The organism is Nocardioides lijunqiniae (genome assembly GCF_015024225.1).
GTDB lineage: Bacteria > Actinomycetota > Actinomycetes > Propionibacteriales > Nocardioidaceae > Nocardioides > Nocardioides lijunqiniae.
The window spans coordinates 124,277-147,509 of the sequence record NZ_JACJGM010000005.1 but is presented as its reverse complement, the minus strand read 5'-3'; the positions used below and the strand labels follow the sequence as shown (position 1 = coordinate 147,509).

General features: G+C 73.9%; 23 protein-coding genes. 10 read left to right on the top strand and 13 right to left on the bottom strand.

Translation table 11 applies throughout. The features are described 5' to 3' along the window. Window positions 1–109: 109 nt before the first annotated feature. The 8 genes from IRQ30_RS04380 to IRQ30_RS04345 form a co-directional block, all read right to left on the bottom strand. A complete protein-coding gene (locus IRQ30_RS04380; protein ID WP_193611800.1) occupies window positions 110–490 on the bottom strand; it encodes a DUF3037 domain-containing protein in 381 nt (126 codons plus the stop codon). Beyond that, complete coding sequence (locus tag IRQ30_RS04375; protein ID WP_193611799.1) at window positions 490–1,254, bottom strand: HipA family kinase; 765 nt, start codon at window positions 1,252–1,254, stop codon at window positions 490–492. The genes IRQ30_RS04380 and IRQ30_RS04375 overlap by 1 nt, the downstream gene beginning before the upstream one ends. Continuing rightward, window positions 1,251–2,105, bottom strand: a complete 855-nt coding sequence (locus IRQ30_RS04370) for a PPK2 family polyphosphate kinase (RefSeq protein WP_193611798.1) — start codon at window positions 2,103–2,105, stop codon at window positions 1,251–1,253. The genes IRQ30_RS04375 and IRQ30_RS04370 overlap by 4 nt, the downstream gene beginning before the upstream one ends. Before the next feature lie 31 nt (window positions 2,106–2,136). Continuing rightward, window positions 2,137–2,850: a GNAT family N-acetyltransferase gene (locus IRQ30_RS04365; RefSeq protein WP_193611797.1), complete on the bottom strand. Its 714-nt coding sequence runs from the start codon at window positions 2,848–2,850 to the stop codon at window positions 2,137–2,139. Further along, window positions 2,847–3,341, bottom strand: a complete 495-nt coding sequence (locus tag IRQ30_RS04360; RefSeq protein WP_193611796.1) for a phosphoribosyltransferase family protein — start codon at window positions 3,339–3,341, stop codon at window positions 2,847–2,849. The genes IRQ30_RS04365 and IRQ30_RS04360 overlap by 4 nt, the downstream gene beginning before the upstream one ends. 51 nt (window positions 3,342–3,392) lie before the next feature. Beyond that, the gene (locus IRQ30_RS04355) at window positions 3,393–4,013 is read right to left on the bottom strand and encodes a RecX family transcriptional regulator (protein WP_193611795.1); all 621 of its coding nucleotides are present in this window, start codon (window positions 4,011–4,013) and stop codon (window positions 3,393–3,395) included. Beyond that, window positions 3,997–5,052, bottom strand: coding sequence for a recombinase RecA (gene recA / locus IRQ30_RS04350; protein ID WP_338087772.1), 1,056 nt, complete (start codon window positions 5,050–5,052; stop codon window positions 3,997–3,999). The genes IRQ30_RS04355 and recA overlap by 17 nt, the downstream gene beginning before the upstream one ends. A 179-nt stretch (window positions 5,053–5,231) precedes the next feature. Further along, window positions 5,232–5,870 carry a DUF4396 domain-containing protein gene (locus IRQ30_RS04345; RefSeq protein WP_227466949.1) on the bottom strand — a complete coding sequence of 213 codons (639 nt, stop codon included), beginning with the start codon at window positions 5,868–5,870 and terminating at the stop codon, window positions 5,232–5,234. A 48-nt stretch (window positions 5,871–5,918) separates the two neighbouring features. On the opposite strand from IRQ30_RS04345, the gene IRQ30_RS04340 reads away from it, so the two are divergent. The 3 genes from IRQ30_RS04340 to IRQ30_RS04330 are packed head-to-tail and all read left to right on the top strand — an operon-like array spanning window position 5,919 to window position 9,645. Next, on the top strand, window positions 5,919–6,857 hold the full coding sequence (locus tag IRQ30_RS04340) for a hypothetical protein (RefSeq protein WP_193611794.1): 939 nt from the start codon (window positions 5,919–5,921) through the stop codon (window positions 6,855–6,857). Between the two features lie 26 nt (window positions 6,858–6,883). Then, on the top strand, window positions 6,884–7,987 hold the full coding sequence (locus IRQ30_RS04335) for a DNA glycosylase AlkZ-like family protein (protein ID WP_193611793.1): 1,104 nt from the start codon (window positions 6,884–6,886) through the stop codon (window positions 7,985–7,987). Further along, window positions 7,984–9,645, top strand: coding sequence for a bifunctional 3'-5' exonuclease/DNA polymerase (locus IRQ30_RS04330; protein WP_193611792.1), 1,662 nt, complete (start codon window positions 7,984–7,986; stop codon window positions 9,643–9,645). The genes IRQ30_RS04335 and IRQ30_RS04330 overlap by 4 nt, the downstream gene beginning before the upstream one ends. A gap of 22 nt (window positions 9,646–9,667) precedes the next feature. On the opposite strand, the gene IRQ30_RS04325 is transcribed toward IRQ30_RS04330, so the two are convergent. The 5 genes from IRQ30_RS04325 to IRQ30_RS23205 form a co-directional block, all read right to left on the bottom strand. Then, window positions 9,668–10,213 (bottom strand): hypothetical protein, encoded by a 546-nt coding sequence (locus IRQ30_RS04325; protein ID WP_193611791.1) that lies wholly within the window; start codon window positions 10,211–10,213, stop codon window positions 9,668–9,670. A gap of 174 nt (window positions 10,214–10,387) precedes the next feature. Then, window positions 10,388–11,197, bottom strand: a complete 810-nt coding sequence (locus IRQ30_RS04320) for an S-methyl-5'-thioadenosine phosphorylase (protein ID WP_227466948.1) — start codon at window positions 11,195–11,197, stop codon at window positions 10,388–10,390. Window positions 11,198–11,201: 4 nt separating this feature from the next. Then, window positions 11,202–12,455, bottom strand: a complete 1,254-nt coding sequence (locus tag IRQ30_RS04315; protein WP_338089568.1) for an MFS transporter — start codon at window positions 12,453–12,455, stop codon at window positions 11,202–11,204. Between the two features lie 7 nt (window positions 12,456–12,462). After that, window positions 12,463–12,657 (bottom strand): DUF3046 domain-containing protein, encoded by a 195-nt coding sequence (locus tag IRQ30_RS04310; protein ID WP_193611790.1) that lies wholly within the window; start codon window positions 12,655–12,657, stop codon window positions 12,463–12,465. After that, window positions 12,654–13,790 (bottom strand): methyltransferase, encoded by a 1,137-nt coding sequence (locus IRQ30_RS23205; RefSeq protein WP_227466947.1) that lies wholly within the window; start codon window positions 13,788–13,790, stop codon window positions 12,654–12,656. The genes IRQ30_RS04310 and IRQ30_RS23205 overlap by 4 nt, the downstream gene beginning before the upstream one ends. 70 nt (window positions 13,791–13,860) lie before the next feature. Between IRQ30_RS23205 and IRQ30_RS04295 the strand changes: the two genes are divergently transcribed. The 7 genes from IRQ30_RS04295 to IRQ30_RS04265 all read left to right on the top strand — a co-directional run bounded on the left by IRQ30_RS04295 (window position 13,861) and on the right by IRQ30_RS04265 (window position 23,219). Continuing rightward, window positions 13,861–14,361, top strand: a complete 501-nt coding sequence (locus IRQ30_RS04295) for a GNAT family N-acetyltransferase (RefSeq protein ID WP_193611789.1) — start codon at window positions 13,861–13,863, stop codon at window positions 14,359–14,361. A gap of 320 nt (window positions 14,362–14,681) precedes the next feature. After that, window positions 14,682–15,188, top strand: a complete 507-nt coding sequence (locus tag IRQ30_RS04290; protein ID WP_193611788.1) for an ATP-dependent endonuclease — start codon at window positions 14,682–14,684, stop codon at window positions 15,186–15,188. 43 nt (window positions 15,189–15,231) lie between these two features. Continuing rightward, the gene (locus IRQ30_RS04285) at window positions 15,232–16,527 is read left to right on the top strand and encodes a nicotinate phosphoribosyltransferase (protein ID WP_193611787.1); all 1,296 of its coding nucleotides are present in this window, start codon (window positions 15,232–15,234) and stop codon (window positions 16,525–16,527) included. Continuing rightward, complete coding sequence (locus tag IRQ30_RS04280) at window positions 16,524–17,147, top strand: isochorismatase family protein (RefSeq protein ID WP_193611786.1); 624 nt, start codon at window positions 16,524–16,526, stop codon at window positions 17,145–17,147. Before IRQ30_RS04285 ends, IRQ30_RS04280 begins: the two co-directional genes overlap by 4 nt. After that, complete coding sequence (locus tag IRQ30_RS04275) at window positions 17,144–17,830, top strand: NUDIX domain-containing protein (protein ID WP_193611785.1); 687 nt, start codon at window positions 17,144–17,146, stop codon at window positions 17,828–17,830. Before IRQ30_RS04280 ends, IRQ30_RS04275 begins: the two co-directional genes overlap by 4 nt. A gap of 48 nt (window positions 17,831–17,878) precedes the next feature. Then, entirely contained in the window at window positions 17,879–22,429 is a 4,551-nt protein-coding gene (locus IRQ30_RS04270; protein WP_193611784.1) for an ATP-dependent helicase, read from the top strand. Beyond that, window positions 22,422–23,219, top strand: coding sequence for an Fpg/Nei family DNA glycosylase (locus IRQ30_RS04265; protein WP_193607755.1), 798 nt, complete (start codon window positions 22,422–22,424; stop codon window positions 23,217–23,219). The genes IRQ30_RS04270 and IRQ30_RS04265 overlap by 8 nt, the downstream gene beginning before the upstream one ends. The last annotated feature ends 14 nt before the right edge of the window (window positions 23,220–23,233 follow it).

Genomic DNA, 23,233 nt, shown 5'->3' with positions numbered 1-23,233 from the left:
TCTCGAAACCTCCGGACGGCGCACCTGCGCATCAAGCCCCCGCGCGGGGTTTCGAGACAGGCGCTAGCGCGCCTTCCTCAACCCCCGGACCCCGCGCGACCCTCGTCCGTCAGCCGACGAGCTGGCTGAGGAGGCGCTCGAGCTGCCGGGGCGGGTCGGTCGTGACGCCGCCGTGGACGGGGCCGGGCTGGAGGACGGTGCTCTTGGGGGCCTTGAGGAAGCCGAAGCGCTGGCCCCGGGGCTGGAGAGCGGCGGATCCCCCGCGCGGGTCGCCGGCGCAGATCGCGTCGACGTAGGCCAGCGCGTCACACACCCGGTCGACGTCGAGGCGGGGGTCGAGGGCCTGCAACCGCTCGCGGTCGGCGTTCCAGGCGGCGGCGAGGTAGTCGGCGGCCTGGCAGTAGACCACCACCCCGACGTTGAGGAACTCCTCGCGCTCGACGCGCGGCACGCAGCGCAGGACGACGTACTGGTAGGCGAGGCGCGACATCAGCCGGCCACCGTCGGGAGCCACTGGCGGGTGCCGAGCCTGGCGGTGAGGAAGGCGACGTACGCCGCCCGCAGGGCCTCGGGGTCCTCGGTGCCGGGCACCGGCTCGAGCCACACGTCGGGCACCTGGGCGACGACCTCGGTCAGCAGCTCGGGCGTGACGAGCGCGCTGAGCCGCTCGTCGGTGCCGCTCAGGTCGCGGACCCGGTCGAGCAGGACGTGGTCGCTGGGGTCCCAGGGCTGCGCGGCGAAGCGTGCGGGGTCGGTGACGCCACCGGACCAGGCGTGGTGGAAGTACAGCGACGCGCCGTGGTCGATGACCCACAGGTTGCCGTGCCACACCAGCAGGTTGGGGTTGCGCCAGGTGCGGTCGACGTTGGCGCAGAAGGCGTCGAGCCACACGACGGCCGCCGCGTCGCCCGCACCCGCCGGGAGGTCGCCGTCGTAGCCGAAGGAGCCGGGCAGGAAGTCGACGCCGAGGTTGAGGCCCGGGCTGGCGTTGAGGAGGTCCTGGACCTCCTCGTCGGCCTCGTAGCGGGCGATCTCCGGGTCCAGGTCCAGCGCGACGAGGCGCGGCGTGTCCAGGCCCATGCGGCGCGCGAGCTCGCCGACCACGACCTCGGCCACGAGGACCCGCACGCCCTGACCGGCGCCGCGGAACTTGCAGACGTAGGTGCCCAGGTCGTCGGCCTCGACCACACCGGGGAGGCTGCCGCCCTCGCGCAGCGGCGTGATGTAGCGCGTGACGGAGACGGTCGGGATCACGTCACCAGCACCTCGTTGACCAGGCGCGCGCGCTGCTCCTCCACGTCGAAGTCCGCAGCCGGCCAGGTGGGCGCCATCTGCAGCAGCTTCTCGTGCAGCAGCCGCGCGATGGTGAGGTTGCGGAACCACTTGCGGTCGCTCGGCACGACGTGCCACGGCGCCAGCTCGGTGTTGGTGCGCTCCAGCGCCACCTCGTAGGCGTCCTGGTACGCCGCCCAGTGGGCGCGCTCGTCGACGTCGCCGGGGTTGAACTTCCAGTACTTCTCGGGGTTGTCGAGCCGGGCCAGGAGGCGCGCCTTCTGCTCGGCCGCGGAGATGTGCAGCATCACCTTCAGCACCACGGTGCCGCCGGCGACCAGCTCCTCCTCGAACTCGTTGATCGCGTCGTAGCGGCGCTCGATCTCCTCGGCGTCGGCCAGCTCGTGCACGCGCCCGATCAAAACGTCCTCGTAGTGGGAACGGTCGAAGACGCCGATGTGGCCGGGCTCGGGCAGCTCCTTGCGGATCCGCCAGAGGAAGTCGTGGCTCAGCTCGGTCTTGGTGGGGGCCTTGAACGCCTTGATCTGCACGCCCTGCGGGTCGACCAGGCCGACGGTGTGGCGCAGCACCCCGCCCTTGCCGGAGGTGTCCATGCCCTGCAGGACGAGCAGGATCCGTCGCGGCGAGCCGGTGGTGCGCTCCGCGAAGAGCCGCTCCTGCACGTCGGCGAGCTCGGGACCCAGTGCGGCCAGCGCCGCCTCCCCCTCCTCCTTGGTGCCGTCGAAGCCGGGCTTGCCGTCCGCGGGGATGTCGGCGAGCGTCACGGGTCCGGGAGGGAGCCGCACGAGGGGCTCGACGGTGGCGAGGGTCATGGGAGCACTATCCCAGGCCGACCCGGCTCGCTCAGGCCAGGACCGTCGCGACGTCGAGGGTGCACCCGACCATGGTGGCGACGCCCCCGTCGCTCTGCGGCTCGTCGAACCACACCCCCGGGGCGAAGCCCACCTTCTCCAGGATCCGCAGCGATGCGGTGTTGCGGTGGTCGGGAGCCGCGAACAGGCAGCGGGCGTCCGGGAAGCGGCGCAGCGCCCGGGGCATCCACGCCCACAGGATGCGCGGACCGAACCCCCTCCCGAGCCAGCCCGTCTCGCCGATCGCGTAGTCCACGCCGACGGCGTCCGGGTCGGGCGCCAGCATCGCGAAGTCGGGGTAGTCGCGGATCCGGTAGTCCTGGAGGAAGCCGATCGAGCGGCCGTTGACCTCCGCGACGTACATCCGCGTGGGGGTCATCCCGTCGATCGAGGGTCCGTACGTGGCGGTGACGGCCTCGAGCGTCGCCGCCCCGTCGCCCGGCCACCACCGGCGCACGTGCTCGGCCGCACGCCAGCGCGCGACGTCGGGGAGGTCGCCGGGGGTCATGGGTCGGACTGTCACGCGGTTGTCGTGGTCGAGACGGAACTGCTTGACCTCGCCCGACAGGTCGACCGGGACCGGGTCGGCGTGCAGGCTGGCGACGGTACGACGGGCGGCCGCGGCCCACGACTCCCCCGGGTGCACCGCGCCCAGCAGCTCGTGCCCCCGGTCGTGCACGACCAGGCGGGTCGTCGCCCCGCTCATGCGTCCGCGGCACCACCGCGTCGCACGACCGGCGGAGAGCTCGACCAGGGGAAGTCGATCCAGCGCTCCGTGCGCCGCCAGGCGTAGTCGGGCTTCACGACCGTCCACGGCTTCTCGTAGATCACCGCGATCCGTGCCTCGGCCACGTGGTCGGCGCAGAACTCCCGCACGATCTCCAGGGTCTTGCCGGTGTCGGCGACGTCGTCGGCGATCAGCACCTTGAGGCCGGCGAGCTCGACCGCCGCCGGCGTGGGCGGCAGCATGATCGGCACGTCCAGGCGGGTGTCGACGCCGGTGTAGAACTCCACGTTGACCGCCGAGAGGTTCTTGACGTCCAGGGCGTAGCCCAGGCCCATCCCGAGCCCCAGCCCGCCGCGGGCGATCGAGAGCACCAGGTCGGGCTCGTAGCCGTCGTCGGCCACCTGCTGCGCCAGGTCGCGCACCGCGCCGCCGAACATCTCGTAGGTCAGGATCTCGCGCTCGTCGGCCACGCGATGATTGTGGCATCCGCTCGCGCGGGGCGTCGCCCCCTCGCTGCCCGGCTACACGTCGAGGTCGGGGGCGTCGCGGTCGGCGTTGCGGAGCTCGTCCTTGACGACCGAGAAGGCGAGGCCGGAGCCGTAGCCCTTGCGGGCGAGCATGCCGACGAGGCGTCGGGTGGCGGTGGTGTCGTCGACGCGGGTGAGGGTCCGCAGCTTCTTGCGGACCAGCAGGCGCGCGGAGTGCTCCTCCTCCGACGGGTCGATCTCGTCGAGCGCCTCGCGGGCGACCTCGTCGTCGATGCCCTTGCGGCGCAGCTCCTGGGCGAGGGCCCGTCGCGCCAGGCCCTTGCCCGGCTGACGGCTGGCGACCCAGAGGCGGGCGAACGCCTCGTCGTCGACGAGGCCGACCTCCTCGAAGCGGTCGAGCAGGCGGGTCGCGAGGTCGTCGGGGACGTTCTTCTTGGCCAGCTTGGTGGCGAGCTCGCTGCGGGAGCGGGCCTGACCGGTCAGCTGGTCCAGGAGGATCTTGCGGGCGACCGACTCCAGGTCGGCGTCCGGACCGTCGGCGACGGGGTCCGGAGGGAGGTCCGCGGACGGGAGCGGTGGCGCGGACCGGGTCCACGCCGCCACCCCGTCACGGACGTCGCCGAGCCAGGGGTCGGGCTCAGAAGGAGTCGACACCGATCGGCTCGTCGCTCAGGTCGTCGGCGGGGGCGTCGACCTGGGGGCCGACACCGAGCTTCTCGAGGATCTTCTTCTCCAGCTCGTTGGCCAGGTCGGGGTTGTCCTTGAGGAAGGTGCGGGCGTTCTCCTTGCCCTGGCCGAGCTGGTCGCCCTCGTAGGTGTACCAAGCACCGGCCTTGCGGACCAGGCCGGCCTCGACGCCGACGTCGATCAGGCCACCCTCGCGGCTGATGCCCTTGCCGTACATGATGTCGAACTCCGCCTGCTTGAACGGCGGGGCCACCTTGTTCTTGACGACCTTGACCCGGGTGCGGTTGCCGACCATGTCGGTGCCGTCCTTGAGGGTCTCGATGCGGCGCACGTCGAGGCGGACCGAGGAGTAGAACTTCAGCGCCTTGCCACCGGTGGTGGTCTCGGGCGAGCCGAACATCACGCCGATCTTCTCGCGCAGCTGGTTGATGAAGATCATCGTGGTGCCGGAGTTGTTGAGGGCACCGGTCATCTTGCGCAGCGCCTGGCTCATCAGCCGGGCCTGGAGGCCGACGTGGCTGTCGCCCATCTCGCCCTCGATCTCGGCGCGGGGCACGAGCGCGGCCACGGAGTCGATGACGATCAGGTCGAGCGCGCCCGAGCGGATCAGCATGTCGGCGATCTCGAGCGCCTGCTCACCGGAGTCGGGCTGCGAGACCAGCAGGGCGTCGGTGTCGACGCCGAGGTTCTTCGCGTAGTCGGGGTCGAGCGCGTGCTCGGCGTCGATGAACGCCACGATGCCGCCGGCGCGCTGGGCGTTGGCGACGGCGTGCAGGGCGACCGTCGTCTTACCGGAGGACTCCGGTCCGTAGATCTCCACCACGCGGCCGCGCGGCAGGCCGCCGAGGCCGAGGGCGACGTCGAGGGAGATCGACCCCGTGGGGATGACCTCCAGGGGGGCGCGGGTCTCGTCGCCGAGGCGCATGACCGACCCCTTGCCGAACTGCTTCTCGATGTTGAGCAGTGCCGCGTCGAGGGCCTTGTCGCGGTCTCCACCAGCCATGATGTGTCCGTCCTTCGTCTGTGTGAGCGAGCTTCGTCGGTTGTCGTTGTCGTCTGGCTGGACGCTAGACCGGACCGCCGACAGTCCGGTGCCGCGAGGAGCGGGGCTGTGGACAGCGTCGGTGTCGGCGGGGTGGCTGCGCCTGCTTACGGAGACCAACCTAACCCGAACACCTGTTCGACTCACGCTTTGGCGTGCGGCGTGTCGCCCTCCGCGTGCCGCTGCGACGGCGCGGGCTCGTCGGGCACCGACAGGGAGGCGACCAGGCCGCCCACCAGGAAGGCACCGATCGCCACCGCGAGGGTGGCGGTGCCCAGGGTCGGCACCCAGCGGCGCACCACGGGGGCGCCGTGGAAGTCGTGCGTCAGCGCGTGCCCCCTGCCCCGCGCCAGCAGGGCCCGGTTGACCGGGTAGGCGGCGGCGTAGGCGACGCCCAGCGCGAGCGCCATGCTCAGCCAGAACACCGGCTCCGCCAGCGTCGCCTCCATCGCTCCGGGCACGAGCATCATCACGCCGTTGTCGACCAGCTCCATCGTGACGATGGACAGGGTGTCGGCCGCCAGCACCACCGACAGGGCCGCGCCCACCGAGAGTCCCGAGGCCAGCAGCGGCAGGGTCGACAGCGAGTACCCGAACAGGAAGGCCAGGGCCACGGCCAGGACGACCGTCGCCACGGTGGAGAGTCCCACCGCCGCCCCGATCATCATGCCGAGCACCTCGCCCACGGCGCAGCCGGTCAGGCAGTGCAGCGTGGCGCTCGCCGCCATCGCGTTCAGGCCCGAGCCCGCGCCGTGGCCCATCGCTCCGTGGTCGTGCGTCATGTCCGCGTCCTCCTTGCGTCGCTACCCTAGGGGGGTATAGTACCTCGCATGAACAGGGAGCTCACCACACCCCGAAGGGTCCTGGTGTTCGTCGTGGGCCTCGCCGCCGTCTTCGGTCTCGCGCTCGCGGCCGGCTCCGCGCTCGGCCCCGTGGACACCGAGCCGGTGAGCAGCGCCCACGACGACGGCGACGCCCACGACGACGGCTCCGTCGCCCACGACGCCGTCCCGGTGGGCCTGCTCGGCGGGCTGATGTCCGCGCAGGACGGGTACCGCCTGGTGCTCGCCGACCCACGGCTCTCCCCCGGCCGGGACCGCACCCTGTCCTTCACGATCCAGGGCCCGCACGGTGCGGTCACCGACTACGACGTCGAGCACGAGCAGCGGCTGCACCTGGTCGCCGTGCGCCGCGACTTCGAGGGCTACCAGCACGTCCACCCGACCCTCGCGGACGACGGCACCTGGACCACGCCCCTCGACCTCACCGCCGGGAGCTGGCGGGTCTTCGCCGACTTCTCCCCCGCCGGCGGCGAGCCGCTGACCCTGGGCGCGGACCTCGCCGTGCCGGGCTCCGCCGCCGCGGCGGCGCCCCAGCCCGAGACCCGCACCACCACCGTCGACGGCTACACCGTCACGGTCGCCGGCGACCTCACGGCCGGTGCGCACGCCGAGCTGGGCCTGACGATCACCCGTGACGGCGTGCCGGTCACCGACCTGCAGCCCTACCTCGGCGCCTACGGGCACCTGGTCGCCCTGCGCGAGGGCGACCTCGCCTACCTGCACGTCCACCCGTCCGGCGAGCCCGGCGACGGGACCACGCAGGCGGGGCCCGAGGTGGACTTCGGGGTCGAGGTGCCCAGCGAGGGCGCCTACCAGCTGTACCTCGACTTCCGGCACGACGGCGTCGTGCGGACCGCCCACCTCACCCTGCCGGCGGGCCCCGGCCAGGAGCACGACGAGGAGCCAGGCGAGGAGCAGGGGCACTAGTCGGTACGTCGTCGTACCCTCACCGCGTGCCCGACCACGAGCTCTCCCGCACCGACGCGCGCCGCCTGGCGCTGCGCGGTCAGCTGCTCACGGCCGAGCGCCCCACCGACCTCCTGGCCGTGCTGCGCCGGCTGACGGTGGTCCAGGACGACCCCACCCGCCACGTGGCACCCAGCGCCGACCTGGTCCTGTGGAGCCGCCTGGGCTCGACCTATTCCCCCGACGCGCTGCGCGCGGCCGTGGACGAGCAGCGGGTCCTGGAGCTGCACGGCTACCTCCGGCCCTGCGAGGACCTGGCGCTGTTCCGTGCCGACATGGCCGACTGGCCCGGGCGCGGTGAGCTGCGGCCCTGGCAGGAGGAGCAGCGGGCGTGGGTCGAGGCCAACACCGCGTGCCGGCTCGACGTCCTCGACCGGCTGCGCACGTCGGGGCCACTGCCCGCGAGCGAGCTGCCCGACACCTGCGAGCGCCCGTGGCGCTCCAGCGGCTGGAACCACCACCGCAACGTCGTGATGCTGCTCAAGCTCCTCGTCGCCCGGGGAGAGGTCGCGGCGGCCGGACGCGAGGAGCGGGAGACCCTGTGGGATCTCGCCGAGCGCGTCTACCCCGACGACCCGGTCGTGCCGGCCGACGAGGCCGAGCGCGTGCGCGACGAGCGACGGCTGCGAGCCCTGGGCATCGCCCGCGCGAGGAGCGCCCAGGTCCCCGGCGAGCCGGGCCACGTGGGCGAGGCCGGCGAGCCGACCGTGGTCGAGGGCGTCAAGGGCCGCTGGCGCATCGACCCCGAGCTGCTCGACGAGCCGTTCGCCGGCCGCACCGCCCTGCTCTCCCCGCTCGACCGCCTCATCCACGACCGCCGGCGGATGGACGAGATCTTCGAGTTCGACTACCAGCTGGAGATGTACAAGCCGAGGGAGCAGCGGCTCTGGGGCTACTGGGCGCTTCCGGTGCTCCACGGCGACCGGCTCGTGGGCAAGGTCGACGCCACCGCCGACCGCCGCGAGGGCGAGCTGCGCGTCGACGCGCTGCACGAGGACGTGCCGTTCACGCGCGCCATGACCCGCGCCGTCCACGACGAGCTCGCCGACCTCGCCGCCTGGCTGGACCTGCAGCTCGTCGGGCCGCCATGACCCGCGTCGCGCTCTCGCGCCTTCCCGACGACCGCGTGCTCGTGACCGACCCGCAGGGCCGCTCGGAGATCGCCCTGTCCGACCTGGCGGCGTACGTCCGGGAGCGTGAGCCCGACGGCCCGCGCTGGGTGTGGGACGACACCGCCCGGTGGTACCCCCCGCTGCTGGCCGCGGGCGTGCGGGTGGCGCGCTGCCACGACCTGCGCCTGGGGCACCACCTCCTGCGACGGGCGCCTGCCGTGGACGGCGCGCTGCTGGCCGGGGAGGAGTCCGAGCAGTGGGACCACCTCGGGCCGCGGGCACCCTCCGAGCCCACCCTCTTCTCGGCCGACGGCGCGTCCGAGCACCTGCGTGCCGACCTCGAGGACGCGCGGCAGCTGGCGGCGGCGGCGGCCTCTCCCGAGGCGGCCCGCCTGGGCCTCCTGCTCGCCGCCGAGTCGTCGGGCGCACTGGTCGCCGCGGAGATGACCCACGCCGGCGTCCCGTGGCGCGCCGACGTCCACGAGCGCCTGCTGGGCGACCTGCTGGGTCCGCGGCCGCCGCGAGGCGCCCGGCCACAGCGCCTGGAGGAGGTGGCCTCCGAGGTGCGCGAGGCGCTCGCCGCCCCCGGCCTCAACCCCGACTCACGGCCCGAGCTGCTGTCAGCGCTGCGCCGGGCCGGCCTGGAGGTCACCGACACCCGCGCGTCGTCGCTGCGACGGCTCGACCACCCGTGCATCGCTCCGCTGCTGCGCCACAAGCAGCTCTCGCACCTGTTCTCCACCAACGGCTGGGCGTGGGTCGACCAGTGGGTGAGCGGCGGTCGCTACCGCCCCGTCTACCAGCCGGCCGGCTCGGTCACCGGACGCTGGTCCTCCAACGGCGGCGGTGCGCTGTCGTTCCCGGCGCAGGTGCGCCCCGCTGCGGTCGCCGACGACGGCTGGGTGCTCGTGGTCGCCGACGTGGCCCAGCTCGAGCCGCGGGTCCTCGCCGGGATGAGCGGCGACCGGGCGCTGGCGCGCTCCGCGCGCGGGGCCGACCTCTACCAGGGCATGGTCGACGACGGGGCCGTCAGCAGCCGCCAGGACGCCAAGCTCGGGCTCCTCGGTGCCATGTACGGCGCCACCAGCGGCGAGAGCGGTCGCATGGTCGCCGGCCTCACGCGTCGCTACCCCGAGGCCTTCGGGCTGCTCGAGGACGCCGCCCGCGCGGGCGAGCGCGGCCAGGTGGTGCGCACGCTGCTGGGACGCGGGGCCCCTGCCCTGGGCGACACCCTGGGCGACGCCTGGGAGCCGGAGCCCTCCGGCCCGTCGGCGGACCCCGATGCGCAGGCCCGGCGCCGCCGCGCCTACGGCCGCTTCACCCGCAACTTCGTCGTGCAGGGCACCGGCGCCGAGTGGGCGCTGTGCTGGATCGCCGACCTGCGCAACCGGCTCTGGCGCCTCGGCGGGACCGGCCCCCTCGCCTCCCGCCCGCACCTCGTCCTGTTCCTCCACGACGAGGTCGTCATCCACGCCCCTGCCGCGCTGGCCGACGAGGTGGCCGCCGAGGCGAGCGCCGCGGCCGCCACCGCGTCTCGGCTGCTCTTCCGCGACCTCCCTGTCGACTTCCCCCTGACCACCTCGGTGGTGCGCTCCTACGCCGAGGCCGGCAAGGCCGGTGCCGCGGTCGAGGTGTGACCGCGGCGTCCGCTGCTCGTCGTCAGCGCAGCTTGAGACAGTGGAAGTGGAACGCCTGGGCGCTCGCATCACCGTACGAGTTGAAGGCCTGCTGGTCGAAGGCCATGGGATGGATCGGCGCGGCCGTCGTCCAGGTGCTGGTGAACTCGTACTGCGCCGGGTTGCCGTCCGCCCAAGTGAACCCGGGCTGGTCCGCGATGTAGCGGAGCTCGGCGATCGTGGGCAGCCGACCCCCGAGGCCGGAGCAGATGAACGTGGCCATGTCGTAGTCGCTCGGCCCGTAGGGGGCGGGCAGGACGCAGGCGCCGAAGATGAACAGCTCACCCGGGCCGCAGCGCGTGTAGGTGGTCGAGCGACCGAGCGAGCCCTCCCGCAGGTCCTGGCCGGTGAGCGACTTGTTGCGGACGTCCTTGGAGGTGAGCGTGTTGTTGCGGACGTCCTTGGACTGGACGCTGTTGTCCTTGATCTGGGCGGACCCGATCCGGCCTGCGGCGTAGCCGACGCCGCCGGTGGCCACCACGAGGGCGAGCACGGCGACGACGAACGAGGGAGTCAGTCGGAGCTTCATCTTCGGACTGTAGGACGGTCTCGCGTGCCGCGGAAGGGTGTGCGGCGGGGCGCCGGTGCCGCGGGCGGTTTCCCCAAGGTATGCAGCCCAGACGTCACTTCCCGTGCGCTGCAGACCGAGGAAAGTGACACGTTCCCTGCATACCTTGGTGAAACCGCAACCCGCGGCAACGCCCTACGGCACGTCGTAGGTGAGCTCGACCCCGTCGGCCCACGAGGAGCACGAGCACCCGTCGGGGTCGGGCAGCGCGGCGATGGCGCCGGTGAGCAGGCCGGTGAGGCGCTCGAGGTTGGCGCGGAAGAGGGCGAAGACCTCCTCCTGGCCGACGCCCTCGCCGGACTCGGCGCCGGCGTCCATGTCGGTGACCAGGGCGATCGCGGCGTAGCACTGGCGCATCTCGCGGGCCAGCGCCGCCTCGGGGGCCCCGGTCATGTTGATCAGCGACCAGCCCCGGGAGGCGTAGTCGCGCGACTCGGCGCGCGTCGAGAAACGAGGACCCTCGATGACCACCATGGTGCCCCCCGCGGTGACGTCGGGGTCGGCGGAGATGACGGCGCCGGAGACCCCGGCGCAGTAGGGGTCGGCGAAGGGCAGGTGCACCGCACCCGTCTCGACGTAGCTGCCGATGCGGCGGTGCGTCCGGTCGACGAGCTGGTCGGGCACCACCACGTCGCCGGGCGCCACCGAGGAGCCGAGGCCGCCCACGGCGCACGGCGCCAGCACCTGGCGCACCCCCAGCGAGCGCAGCGCCCAGAGGTTGGCGCGGTAGTTGATCGCGTGCGGGGGCGCCTCGTGGTGGGCGCCGTGGCGCGGCAGGAACGCCACCCGGCGCCCGGCCACCTCACCGACCGACACCGGCGCGGACGGAGCGCCGTAGGGCGTGTCGACGACGTGGTCGGTGGGGTCGTCGAGGAAGGAGTAGAAGCCCGTGCCTCCGATGACGGCGACGTCGGCCACAGTGTCGGTGTCTGCCATGGGGGTCATGCGCTCACTCCTGGGGTCGGCGGCTCGGCGCAGCATAGGCCGCGGCCACGACGCCGGCGGCGAGCGCGGTGGTGACCAGCGCCAGCACGGGGTAGCCGAACAGCCCGACGACGAGCCCGGCCAGGGCGCCAGCGCTGGCCGCCGAGACGCCCATGACGACGTCGGCCATGCCCTGGACGTCGGTGCGGGCCTCGAGCGGGGCGAGGTCGGCCACCATCGTGGACGCCGACACGGTGGCCAGCGACCAGCCGAGCCCCAGCAGGAAGAGACCGCCGAAGATCTGCCACGAGGTGCCCTCGGGCGCGGTCGAGCAGAGGACCAGCGAGACCAGCAGCACGAGCCCGCCTGCGGCCAGGACCGGCGGCCGGCCGACGCGGTCGGCCAGCAGACCCACCAGCGGCGAGAACGCGAACATGCCGAGCACGTGGACGCTGATCACGATGCCGATGACACGCAGCTCGGCGCCGCCGTGCTCCATGTGGATCGGCGTCATCGTCATCACCCCGACCATCGCGGCGTGAGCGGCGGCGAGGCCCGTCACGGCCAGCCCCAGCCCGGGCCGCTCGCGGACGGCCTGGCGCGCCCGGCCCCACGAGGTGCCGCTCGGCGGTGCGGCGGGCACCTCGGCCAGCTCGCGGGCCAGGAGGAGCGGGTCTGGCCGCAGCCGCACGGTCACGATCACGGCAGCGACGAGCATGCCGATGGCGCCCAGGGCGAAGGGGCCGGTCAGCTCGGGGATGCCGAGCAGGTCGGCGAAGGCCGCCGACGGGCCGGTGAGGTTGGGCCCCACCACCGCGCCGACGGTGGTCGCCCACACCACGGTCGACAGCGCGCGGCCGCGCCGCTCGGCAGGCGCCAGGTCGGTGGCGGCGTAGCGCGACGCGTTGTTGGCCGCCGTCGTCGCCCCGATCAGCAGCGCTCCCACGAGCAGCAGGAGCATCGAGCCGATCACCCCGGCCACGACGGCGAGCAGCGCTCCCGCCGCCCCCATCAGCAGCCCGGTCGTGAGCCCGACGCGACGCCCGCGGACCGCCATCACCCGCGCCAGCAGGTACGACGAGAGCGCCGCGCCCAGCACCTGGAACGTGCCCGCGAGACCGGCCAGGCTCTCCGACCCGGACAGGTCGCGTGCCAGCAGCGAGGCGGTGGCGATGCCGATGGTGATGCCGAGCGCGCCGACGGCCTGCGACAGCACGAGCGCGCGGACGGTCGCGGCCTGGACGGCGACGACGTCCGTGGTGTCCCTCAGCGTCGGCACCGTGGCCTCAGCGCTCCCGGTCGGGAAGCTCGAGGGTGCGCCACACGACCGCCCACACCTGCTTGGGCTCGAATCCCGCGTCGAGGGCCTCGGTGACGGTGCGGCTGCCGAGGTCGCCCATGACGAACTGGTCGGCCCAGACCCGGTAGTAGGCCGTGCCGAGGGCGGCCTCGAGCCGCGCCCAGAGCTCGGTGTGCCTCATCGGCGCCTCGCCGTCGCGCCGAGCCAGTGCTCGCCGCTGTCGCTCACCGCGCGGTGGACGTCCTCGACCAGCCAGCCGGCGGCGTCGAGGACCGAGCGGAGGGGCTGCTCGCGCCAGTAGACGAACATCCGGGGGGCGCGGACCACGCCGTGGGTCGACCACCCCTCGCCGTCACCCTCCTTGACCGACATGCGCAGGGCGCCGCCGGGACGGGTGGCCGCGGCCAGACGGGTCAGGACGACCGGCAGGTCGGCTCGCGCGACGTGCAGCAGCGAGGCACCGGCCCACACCCCGTCGTAGGGCTGACCGGGTCGGGCGGGGTCGTCGAGGTCGTCGGTGAGCGGGTCGAGGACGTCGGCGTCGACGCCGGTGTCGCGCAGCAGTGAGACGAACGACGGCGTCACGTCGGTGCGGCGGACGCTCAGGCCGACGTCCTCGAGGGCCCGGGCGTCGCGACCACCACCACTCCCGATCTCCAGCACCCGCGCACCCGCGCGGAGCGAGTCGGCGAAGGCACGGATCACCCGACGGCCGCTGTCGGGCATGACCTGGGTCGCGTCGCGGTAGTCGAGCGCCGCGGCGTCGTAGGCGCCGACGGTCACGGCGTCGCGCACGTCCCACAGGTGGTGGACGACATCGTGGAGGTGGTAGCGGGCGAGGGTGTCGACGGTGAAGGCGCTGCCGTTGCTGCGCAGGCCGCGCCGCTCCCAGGCGTCGTCGGGGACCGCGTCGTAGGCCGCCGCGATGCCCTCGGCAGCCGCCACGAGCTCGGGGCCGACCACGGCGGGCTCCTGGAGGTCGTAGCGCTCGGCGAGGGCGGTCTCGTCCTGGTCCCAGTTGGGGAAGACCGGCGCGTCCGCCTCCAGCATGGACCGCACGCGTCCCTCGAAGACCCGGTGCACGTCGCGGACGTGGCAGGAGTACTCCGCCACCGACCACGTGCCCGCATCCGGACGACGGGTCGCGCCCGGCGCACGCAAAGCGAGCGCGAACGCCTCGGCGTTGGCGCGCACCGCCGCGCCGAGAGCCGCGCGGTCGACGTCGGCGGCCACGAAGCCGCAGTCGGTGCAGGGACGCATCAGGACCCAGGTCCAGTCCTTGGTGTCCGGCTCGGGGGCGGGCGGGGTCGACATGCGGCCATCCTCTCAACCGGCGCCGACACCGGTCGCCGGGGATCCTGCCAACGTCGGACAGAATGCCGCCATGTCCGAGGAGTCCCACGTCCGTCCCGCCACCCGTGCCGACCTGGCCGGGATCAAGGCGATCTACGACCACCAGGTCCTGACCTCGACCTCGACGTTCGAGACGACTCCCCCGCCGCTGGACTACTGGACCGCGCGGCTGGAGAGCACCGAGCGGGGCGACCACCTGCTCGTCGCGGTCGAGGGCGAGCGGCTCCTCGGCTACGCCTACTCCGCCTCCTACCGCCCCCGGCCCGCCTACGCCCGGACCCGCGAGACGTCGGTCTACCTCGCTCCCGAGGCCGCCGGCCGTGGCCTCGGCCGACGGCTGTACGACGACCTGCTGGCCGCGCTGCGCGCCGACGACGTGCACACGGTGCTGGCCGTCGTCGCCCAGCCCAACCCCGCGAGCGAGGCGCTGCACCGCGCCTGCGGCTTCGAGCAGGTCGGGCTGCTGCCGGAGGTGGGGTTCAAGCTGGACCGCTGGCTCGACACCGCCCTGTGGGCGCTGCGCCTCGACTGAGCCGGCGGGTCAGGTGAGCAGCAGCCGGTCGAGCCGGCGGCGTACGACGAGCATGCCGACCAGACCCATGACCACGAGGTAGACGACCGAGACGGCCGAGGCCCACGAGAGCGCACCGGTGGTCAGCTCGCGGCACGCGGCGGACGTCGACGTCGATGCCCTTGACGGCCTCGAAGTCGCCGAAGCTCTTGCGCAGCCCGACGGCGCGGATCATCGACTCGGTCACGGAGCGAGACCCTATAAGCCCTCGCCGACCGGCCCCAGCCGGTTTACGTTGACGGCATGGAGCGACGTCGCTCGGTCCGCGAGGCGGGTCGCGCATGACGCTCGTCCTGGTGGAGGGCGCCAGCGACGAGCGGGCGGTGGTGACGCTCGCCGAGCGGCTGGGGCGTGACCTGGCCGGGGTCGACGTGGTCGCGATGCACGGCGTCACCAACCTCGGCCGCCACCTCGCCGCCGCCGACCCGCGCCGCCGCACGCTCGGCCTGTACGACGTCGGCGCGGCGACGTACGTCACGCGGGTGCTGGCACGCACGGGCACCGACCCCGCGGGCTTCCACGGCTGCGACGCCGATCTCGAGGACGAGCTGATCCGCGCGGTCGGCACCGACGGTGTGCTGCGCGTGATCGAGGCGGAGGGCGGACTGGCGTCGTTCGCCACGCTGCAGAAGCAGCCGGCCCACCGCGCCCGACCGGTCGACGCGCAGCTGCACCGCTTCCTCTCCTCGCACTCGGGCCACAAGCTGCGCTACGCGGGACTGTTGGTGAGGGCACTGGACCTGGATCGGGTACCCGCACCCCTGGGTGGCTTGATCACCGCACTCTGACCGCGTTATAGTCAGATTGACTCCAACTGGACGGACGCCCTACATGAAGGTCTCAGCCGGACTGCTCACCGACCACTACGAGCTCACCATGCTCTCCTCGTGGGTCACCGACGGCAGCGTGGACAACCGCGCGGTGTTCGAGGCGTTCGCGCGGCGCCTGCCCGAGGGCCGCCGCTACGGCATGCTCGCCGGCCTGGGCCGGCTGCTGCGGCTCGTCGAGGACTTCCGCTTCGACGCCGACGAGGTCGCGTGGCTGCGTGAGCGGGGCGTCATCAACGAGGCGACGGCCGCCTACCTGCGCGACTTCCGCTTCACCGGCGACGTCGACGGCTACCGCGAGGGCGACCTGTACTTCCCCAACAGCCCGATCCTCACGGTCACCGGCACGCTCGGCGAGTGCGTGCTCCTGGAGACGCTCGTCCTGAGCGTGCTCAACCACGACACCGCGATCGCCAGCGCCGCGGCCCGCATGGTGACCGCGGCCGAGGGCAGGCCGCTGGTCGAGATGGGCAGCCGCCGCACCCACGAGGAGGCGGCCGTGGCCTCCGCGCGAGCGGCGTACGTCGCGGGGTTCGCCTCCACCAGCAACCTCGCCGCCGGCCGGCTGCACGGCGTGCCCACCGTCGGCACGGCCGCCCACGCCTTCACCCTGTCGCACGCCACCGAGGCCGACGCGTTCCGCAGCCAGGTGGCCGCCCAGGGCGTGGGCACCACGCTGCTCGTCGACACCTTCGACATCAGCGACGGGATCCGCACGGCGGTCGAGGTCGCCGGCCCGGCGCTGGGCGCCGTGCGCATCGACTCGGGCGACCTGGCCGTGGAGTCGCGCAAGGCGCGCGAGCTGCTCGACTCCCTCGGCGCGACCTCGACCCGGATCACCGTGACCAGCGACCTCGACGAGTACGTCATCTCGGCGCTGGCCGACGCGCCGATCGACGGCTACGGCGTCGGCACGCGCGTCGTGACCGGCTCGGGCCACCCGACCTCGAGCATGGTCTACAAGCTCGTGGCCGTCGCCGACTCCCCCGACGGCGAGCTGCGTCCGGTCGCGAAGAAGTCCGCCGCCAAGGCCTCCACCGGCGGCCGCAAGGCCGTGCGCCGCACCTACGAGGACGGGACGCTGGTCGCCGAGACCTACACCCTCGGCGAGCCCGGCCCCGACAGCGTGCAGGTGCCGCTGGTCCGCAAGGGCGCGGTGGTCCACACGCCGTCGCTCGACGAGGTCCGCGCGCATGCGGCGGCCGCGCTGGCCACGCTCCCCCGCGAGGCGCTCGGGGTCAGCCACGGACCGCCGTACCTCACCGCCACCCCCGAGACCCCCACCGAGGAGCCGACATGACCGCCAGCCAGACCGACCAGACCGTCGAGCAGGCCACCGCACGACGGGCCCTGATCGTCGTCGACGTGCAGCAGGACTTCGTCGAGGGCGGGTCGCTCGGCGTCGCCGGCGGGCGCGACGTCGCCGCCCGGATCAGCGAGCACCTCGCCGGGCACGCGGCCGACTACGCCACCGTGGTGGCCTCCCGCGACTGGCACGACCCGCACTCCGACAACGGCGGCCACTTCGCCGCGGCGGGCGAGGAGCCCGACTACGTCGCCACCTGGCCGCAGCACTGCGTCAGCGACGGACCCGGGAGCGACTACGCGCCCGAGCTCGTGCTGGACCTGGTGAGCCACCACGTCCGCAAGGGGCAGGGGGCGCCGGCCTACTCGGCGTTCGAGGGCGTCGACGAGGACGGCCGGCCGCTCGCCGAGCTGCTGACCTCGTACGGCGTGACGGACGTGGACGTCGTCGGCATCGCCACCGACTACTGCGTCCTGCAGACGGTCCTCGACGCCCGCGGGCGCGACCTCGGCGTACGGCTGCTCGACGGCCTGCACGCCGGCGTCGCCCCGGCCAGCAGCGAGGCGGCCGTCGCGTCGATGCGGGAGTCCGGAGTCGAGGTGGTGGCGCCGTGAGCGAGCACCCTCCCTTCGCCGTCGCGGTCGACCTCGCGATCTTCACGATCCGCGACGACGCCCTGCGCGTGCTGCTCGTCGAGCGCGGGGTGGCGCCGTACGAAGGCGGCTGGGCGATGCCCGGCGGCTTCGTCGAGCCGGACGAGGACGCCGAGACCGCCGCCTGGCGCGAGCTGCGCGAGGAGACCGGCGTCGCGCGCTTCTCCGGACACCTCGAGCAGCTGCGCACCTACTCCGCCCCCGACCGCGACCCGAGGATGCGTGTGGTCTCGGTGGCGCACGTCGCCTTCGCGCCCGACCTGCCGGAGCCCGACGCCGGCTCGGACGCAGCCGGCGCGCGCTGGTGGCCGGTCGACGGCCTCCCGGAGCTGGCCTTCGACCACGCCGAGATCCTGGCCGACGCCCTGGAGCGGGTGCGGGCCAAGCTCGAGTACACGACGCTGGCGCTGGAGTTCGTCACCGAGCCGTTCACGCTGCCCGACCTGCGCGCCGTCTACACCGCGGTCTGGGGCGTGCCGCCCGACCTCGGCAACTTCCGCCGCAAGGTCCTCGGCACCGCCGGCTTCGTCGTGCCCACCGGCGACACCGGCCCCGCGTCGGAGTCCGGCGGCCGCAAGGCCCTCCTCTACCGCCGCGGCGACGCCACGGCCATCCAGCCCCCCATGCTCCGCCCGACCCTCTGAGGGGTGCGGTCGGCCAGCGGTGTCGGTGGCGTAGGACAGGATGAAGCAGTGCACGAGGCCCTCGAGAGGTTCAGCGAACCCACCCGCACCTGGTTCGGTGCGGCGTTCGCTGAGCCGACCCCTGCGCAGGCGGGCGCGTGGGCGGCGATCGGGGCCGGGCGGCACGCGCTCGTGGTCGCCCCGACCGGGTCCGGCAAGACGCTCAGCGCGTTCCTGTGGTCCATCGACCGGCTGCTGACCGACCCGCCCCCGAAGGACAAGACGCGCCGCTGCCGCGTGCTGTACGTCTCGCCGCTCAAGGCGCTCGCCGTCGACGTCGAGCGCAACCTCCGCTCGCCGCTCACCGGCATCGGCCACACCGCCGACCGCCTCGGCACGCCCGTGCCCGAGCTGCGCGTCGGCGTCCGCAGCGGCGACACCAGCGCCGCAGACCGGCGCAAGCTCACGACCCAGCCGCCCGACATCATGATCACGACGCCGGAGTCGCTGTTCCTGATGCTCACCAGCCAGGCGCGCGAGTCGCTGCGGGGCGTCGAGACCGTGATCATCGACGAGGTCCACGCGGTCGCCGGCACCAAGCGCGGCGCCCACCTCGCGCTCTCCCTGGAGCGCCTCGACGAGCTGCTCGACAAGCCGGCCCAGCGCATCGGCCTCTCGGCCACCGTGCGTCCCCTGGAGGAGGTCGCCCGCTACCTCGGCGGCGCGGCGCCGGTCGACATCGTGGCGCCCCCGGCCAACAAGGAGTGGGACCTCAAGGTCGTCGTCCCGGTCGAGGACATGACCGCCCCCGACGACTACGACGAGGACTCCGACGAGCCTCGCAACACCAGCATCTGGCCCCACGTCGAGGAGAGCGTCGTCGACCTGATCGAGGCCCACCGCTCCACGATCGTCTTCGCCAACTCCCGTCGCCTGGCCGAGCGGCTGACGTCGCGCCTCAACGAGATCGCCACCACCCGCGCCGAGGCGCTCGAGGCTGGCCCGGACGGCGCGGACGGCGCGGGAGCCGCGCCGCCGTCCAGGCCGCCGGCCGAGATCATGGCCCAGTCGGGCGCCTCCGGCGGTGTCGGCACGATCATCGCCAAGGCCCACCACGGGTCGGTGTCCAAGGACCAGCGCGCCCTCATCGAGGACGACCTCAAGCGCGGTCGCATCCCCGCCGTGGTCGCCACCAGCAGCCTCGAGCTCGGCATCGACATGGGCGCCGTCGACCTCGTCGTGCAGATCGAGTCGCCGCCCTCGGTGGCCAGCGCCCTCCAGCGCGTCGGGCGCGCCGGCCACCAGGTCGGCGAGACCAGCCGCGGGGTGCTCTTCCCCAAGCACCGCGGCGACCTCGCCCAGACCGCCGTCGCCGTCGAGCGCATGCGCATCGGCGGCATCGAGTCCCTCCGGATCCCGACCAACCCCCTCGACGTGCTGGCCCAGCAGGTGGTGGCGGCCACCGCCCTCGACGCCTGGGACGTCGACGAGCTCTTCGCCGTCGTACGCCGCACGGCGTCGTTCAGCAGCCTGCCCCGCTCGGCCTACGACGCGACCCTCGACCTGCTGAGCGGGCGCTACCCCTCCGACGAGTTCGCCGAGCTGCGCCCGCGCATCGTCTGGGACCGGGTCACCGGCAGCCTCACCGGCCGCCCGGGCGCCCAGCGGCTGGCCGTCACCAGCGGCGGCACGATCCCCGACCGCGGGCTCTTCGGCGTCTTCCTCGTCGGCGGCGAGGGCCCCGGCAAGCGGGTCGGCGAGCTCGACGAGGAGATGGTCTACGAGTCGCGCGTGGGCGACATCTTCGCGCTGGGCGCCACGAGCTGGCGCATCCAGGACATCACCCACGACCGGGTGCTCGTCACCCCTGCCCCCGGCATCCCGGGACGGCTGCCGTTCTGGAAGGGCGACGGCCTCGGCCGGCCCGCCGAGCTCGGCGCGGCCATCGGCGCCTTCACCCGCGAGCTGGGTGCGCTGCCGAAGGCGAAGGCCGAGGCGCGCGCGCAGGAGGGCGGGCTGGACGCCTGGGCCGCGGGCAACCTCGTCAGCTACCTCCACGAGCAGCTCGAGGCCACCAACGTCCTGCCCAGCGACACCACCGTGGTCGTGGAGCGGTTCCGCGACGAGCTCGGCGACTGGCGCCTGGTCGTCCACTCGCCGTTCGGCAAGCCCGTCCACGCCCCGTGGGCGCTGGCCATCAACGCCCGGCTGCGCGAGCGCCACGGCGTCGACGGGCAGGCGATGGCCTCCGACGACGGCATCGTGATCCGGATCCCCGACACCGACGCCGAGCCTCCCACCGGCGAGGTGATCGTGTTCGAGGCCGACGAGATCGAGGACCTCGTCACCCAGGAGGTCGGCGGCTCGGCGCTCTTCGCCGCCCGCTTCCGTGAGTGCGCGGCCCGGGCGCTGCTGCTGCCCCGCCGCGACCCCGGTCGCCGCTCGCCGCTGTGGCAGCAGCGGCAGCGCTCCGCCGCCCTGCTCGAGGTGGCCTCGCGCTACCCGTCGTTCCCGATCGTCCTGGAGGCGGTGCGCGAGTGCCTCCAGGACGTCTACGACCTCCCGGCGCTCCTGGCGCTGATGCGCTCGGTGGAGCGCCGGCAGGTGCAGGTCGTCGACGTCTCGACCACCAGCCCCTCGCCCTACGCCCGCACGCTGCTGTTCGGCTACGTCGCCCAGTTCGTCTACGAGGGCGACTCCCCCATCGCCGAGCGCCGCGCGGCCGCCCTCTCGCTCGACCAGGGACTGCTGGCCGAGCTGCTGGGCCGTGCCGAGCTGCGCGAGCTGCTCGACCCCGACGTGCTCACCGAGGTCGAGGCAGAGCTGCAGCGGCTCGCCACCGACCGGCGTGCCCGCGACGCCGAGGGCGTGGTCGACCTCCTGCGAATGCTCGGCCCCCTCACGGTCGCCGAGATCGACGAGCGCACCGTCGACGGCGCCGACGTCACCGGCTGGCTGGGCGCGCTCACCGACTCGCGTCGGGTGGTCCTGGTCCGCATCGGCGGTGAGGAGCGGTGGACGGTCGTCGAGGACGTCGCCCGCCTGCGCGACGGCCTCGGCACCCCGGTCCCGCCCGGCACCCCGGACGCCTTCACCGAGCCCGTCGAGGACCCGCTCGGCGACCTCGTGTCCCGCTTCGCCCGCACCCACGGCCCGTTCACCACCGAGCAGGTCGCCGAGCGCTTCGGTCTCGGCGGGGCCGTCGTACGCCACACGCTGACGCGTCTCGCCGCCCAGGGCCGGGTGCTCGAGGGCGAGTTCCGCCCCTCCGGCTCCGGCTCGGAGTGGTGCGAGGCGGAGGTGCTCCGCAAGCTGCGCCGCCGCTCGCTGGCCCGGCTGCGCAAGGAGGTCGAGCCGGTCGAGCCGGAGGCTCTCGCGCGCTTCCTCGGCGCCTGGCAGCACCTCGTCGCCGCGGGCGGCAGCGGCCGCGGGCTGCGCGGCGTCGACGGCGTCCTGGCCGCGGTCGACCAGCTCGCCGGCGCCCCGGTGCCGGCCTCGGCCCTGGAGCCGCTCGTGCTCGGCGGCCGGGTCCGCGACTACTCCCCCGCCTACCTCGACGAGCTCACCGCCTCCGGGGAGGTGCTGTGGGCCGGTCACGGGACGCTGCCGGGCGCCGACGGCTGGGTCTCGCTCCACCTCGCCGACTCCGCCGCGCTCACGCTGCCCGAGCCGGCGCCGTTCGAGCACGCCGAGCTCCACGACGCCGTGCTCGAGGCGCTGGCGCCCGGGGGCGCGTGGTTCTTCCGGCAGCTCTCCGACGCCGTCCGCTCGGTCAACGACGCCGCCCTGTCCGCGGCGCTCTGGGAGCTCGTCTGGGCCGGCCGGATCAGCAACGACACCCTCGTCCCGCTGCGCGCACTCACCCGCTCGGGCACCCCCAGCCACCGCAGCCGCCGACCACCGCCCCGCGCCGGACGTCCCGCCCGCACGGGCCCGCCCGAGACCGCCGGACGGTGGGCACTGCTGCCTGCCATCGACACCGACCCGACGCGTCGCGCCCACGCCACCGCCGAGCGGCTGCTCGACCGCCACGGCGTCGTCATCCGCGGCGCGGTCATGAGCGAGCGGGTGCCGGGCGGGTTCGCCGCCGTCTACAAGGTGCTCTCCGCCTTCGAGGACTCCGGACGCTGCCGCCGCGGCTACTTCGTCAACGGCCTGGGCGCCGCCCAGTTCGGCACGGCCGGCGCCATCGACCGGCTGCGCACGTTCTCCGAGCTGCCGCCCGACCAGAAGCCGAGCGCGGTCGCGCTCGCCGCCACCGACCCGGCCAGCCCCTACGGCGCGGCCCTCGGGTGGCCGCCCAGCCCGACCGACGAGGGCGCCGGGCACCGGCCGGGGCGCAAGGCCGGGGCGATCGTCGTGCTCGTCGACGGCGTCCTGACCCTCTACGTCGAGCGCGGCGGCAAGACGCTCCTCACCTGGACCGACGACCTCGACCGGCTGACGCCCGCCGCCGCGTCGCTGGCCGAGGCCGTCGGCCGTGGCTCCCTGGGTCGGCTCACGGTCGAGAAGGCCGACGGCGCGGCCCTGCTCGGCGGCGGGTCGACGCCCCTGCGGCAGGCGCTGGACGCGGCCGGCTTCGTGGCGACCCCGCGCGGACTGAGGCTGCGCAGTGCCTGAGGGCGACACCGTCTACCGCGCCGCGCGCAAGCTCGACCGCGCGCTGTCCGGACAGCTCCTGCTCCGCACCGACCTGCGGGTGCCGCAGCACGCCACCGCCGACCTCTCCGGCGGCACGGTCACCACCACCATCTCCCGGGGCAAGCACCTGCTCACGCGCATCGAGCTCGGGGACGAGCGGTGGACGCTGCACACCCACCTCAAGATGGAGGGGTCGTGGCGGGTGATGCGCCCGGGGCAGCGGTGGTCGCGCCCGGCCCACCAGGCACGGGTCGTCCTGGAGACCGCGCGCACCACCGCGGTGGGCTTCTCGCTCGGCATCGTCGAGCTGCTGCCCACCGCCGAGGAGGACTCGGTGGTGGGCCACCTCGGGCCCGACCTGCTCGGCCCCGACTGGGACGAGGAGGAGGCGCTGCGCCGGCTGCACGAGGACCCCGACCGCCCGATCGGGGAGGCACTGCTCGACCAGACCCGACTGGCCGGCATCGGCAACATGTACATGGCCGAGCTCTGCTTCGTCAGCGGCCTGCACCCGCGCACGCCGGTGGGCCGGGTGCCCTCACTGCCCCGGGTCGTGCGACGCGCCCGGCAGATGCTCGACCTCAACAAGGAGCGCGCTCTCCAGGCCACGACCGGCGACCTCCGCAACCCGCTGTGGGTCTACCGCCGCGACCAGTCCACCTGCCGCCGGTGCGGCACCCCCATCCGGGTGGCCATGGCCGGGCCGGCCGGGCGCGAGCGCGCGATGTACTGGTGCCCCGTCTGCCAGCCGGCCACCGACGACGACTGAGCCGGCGCGGTGGC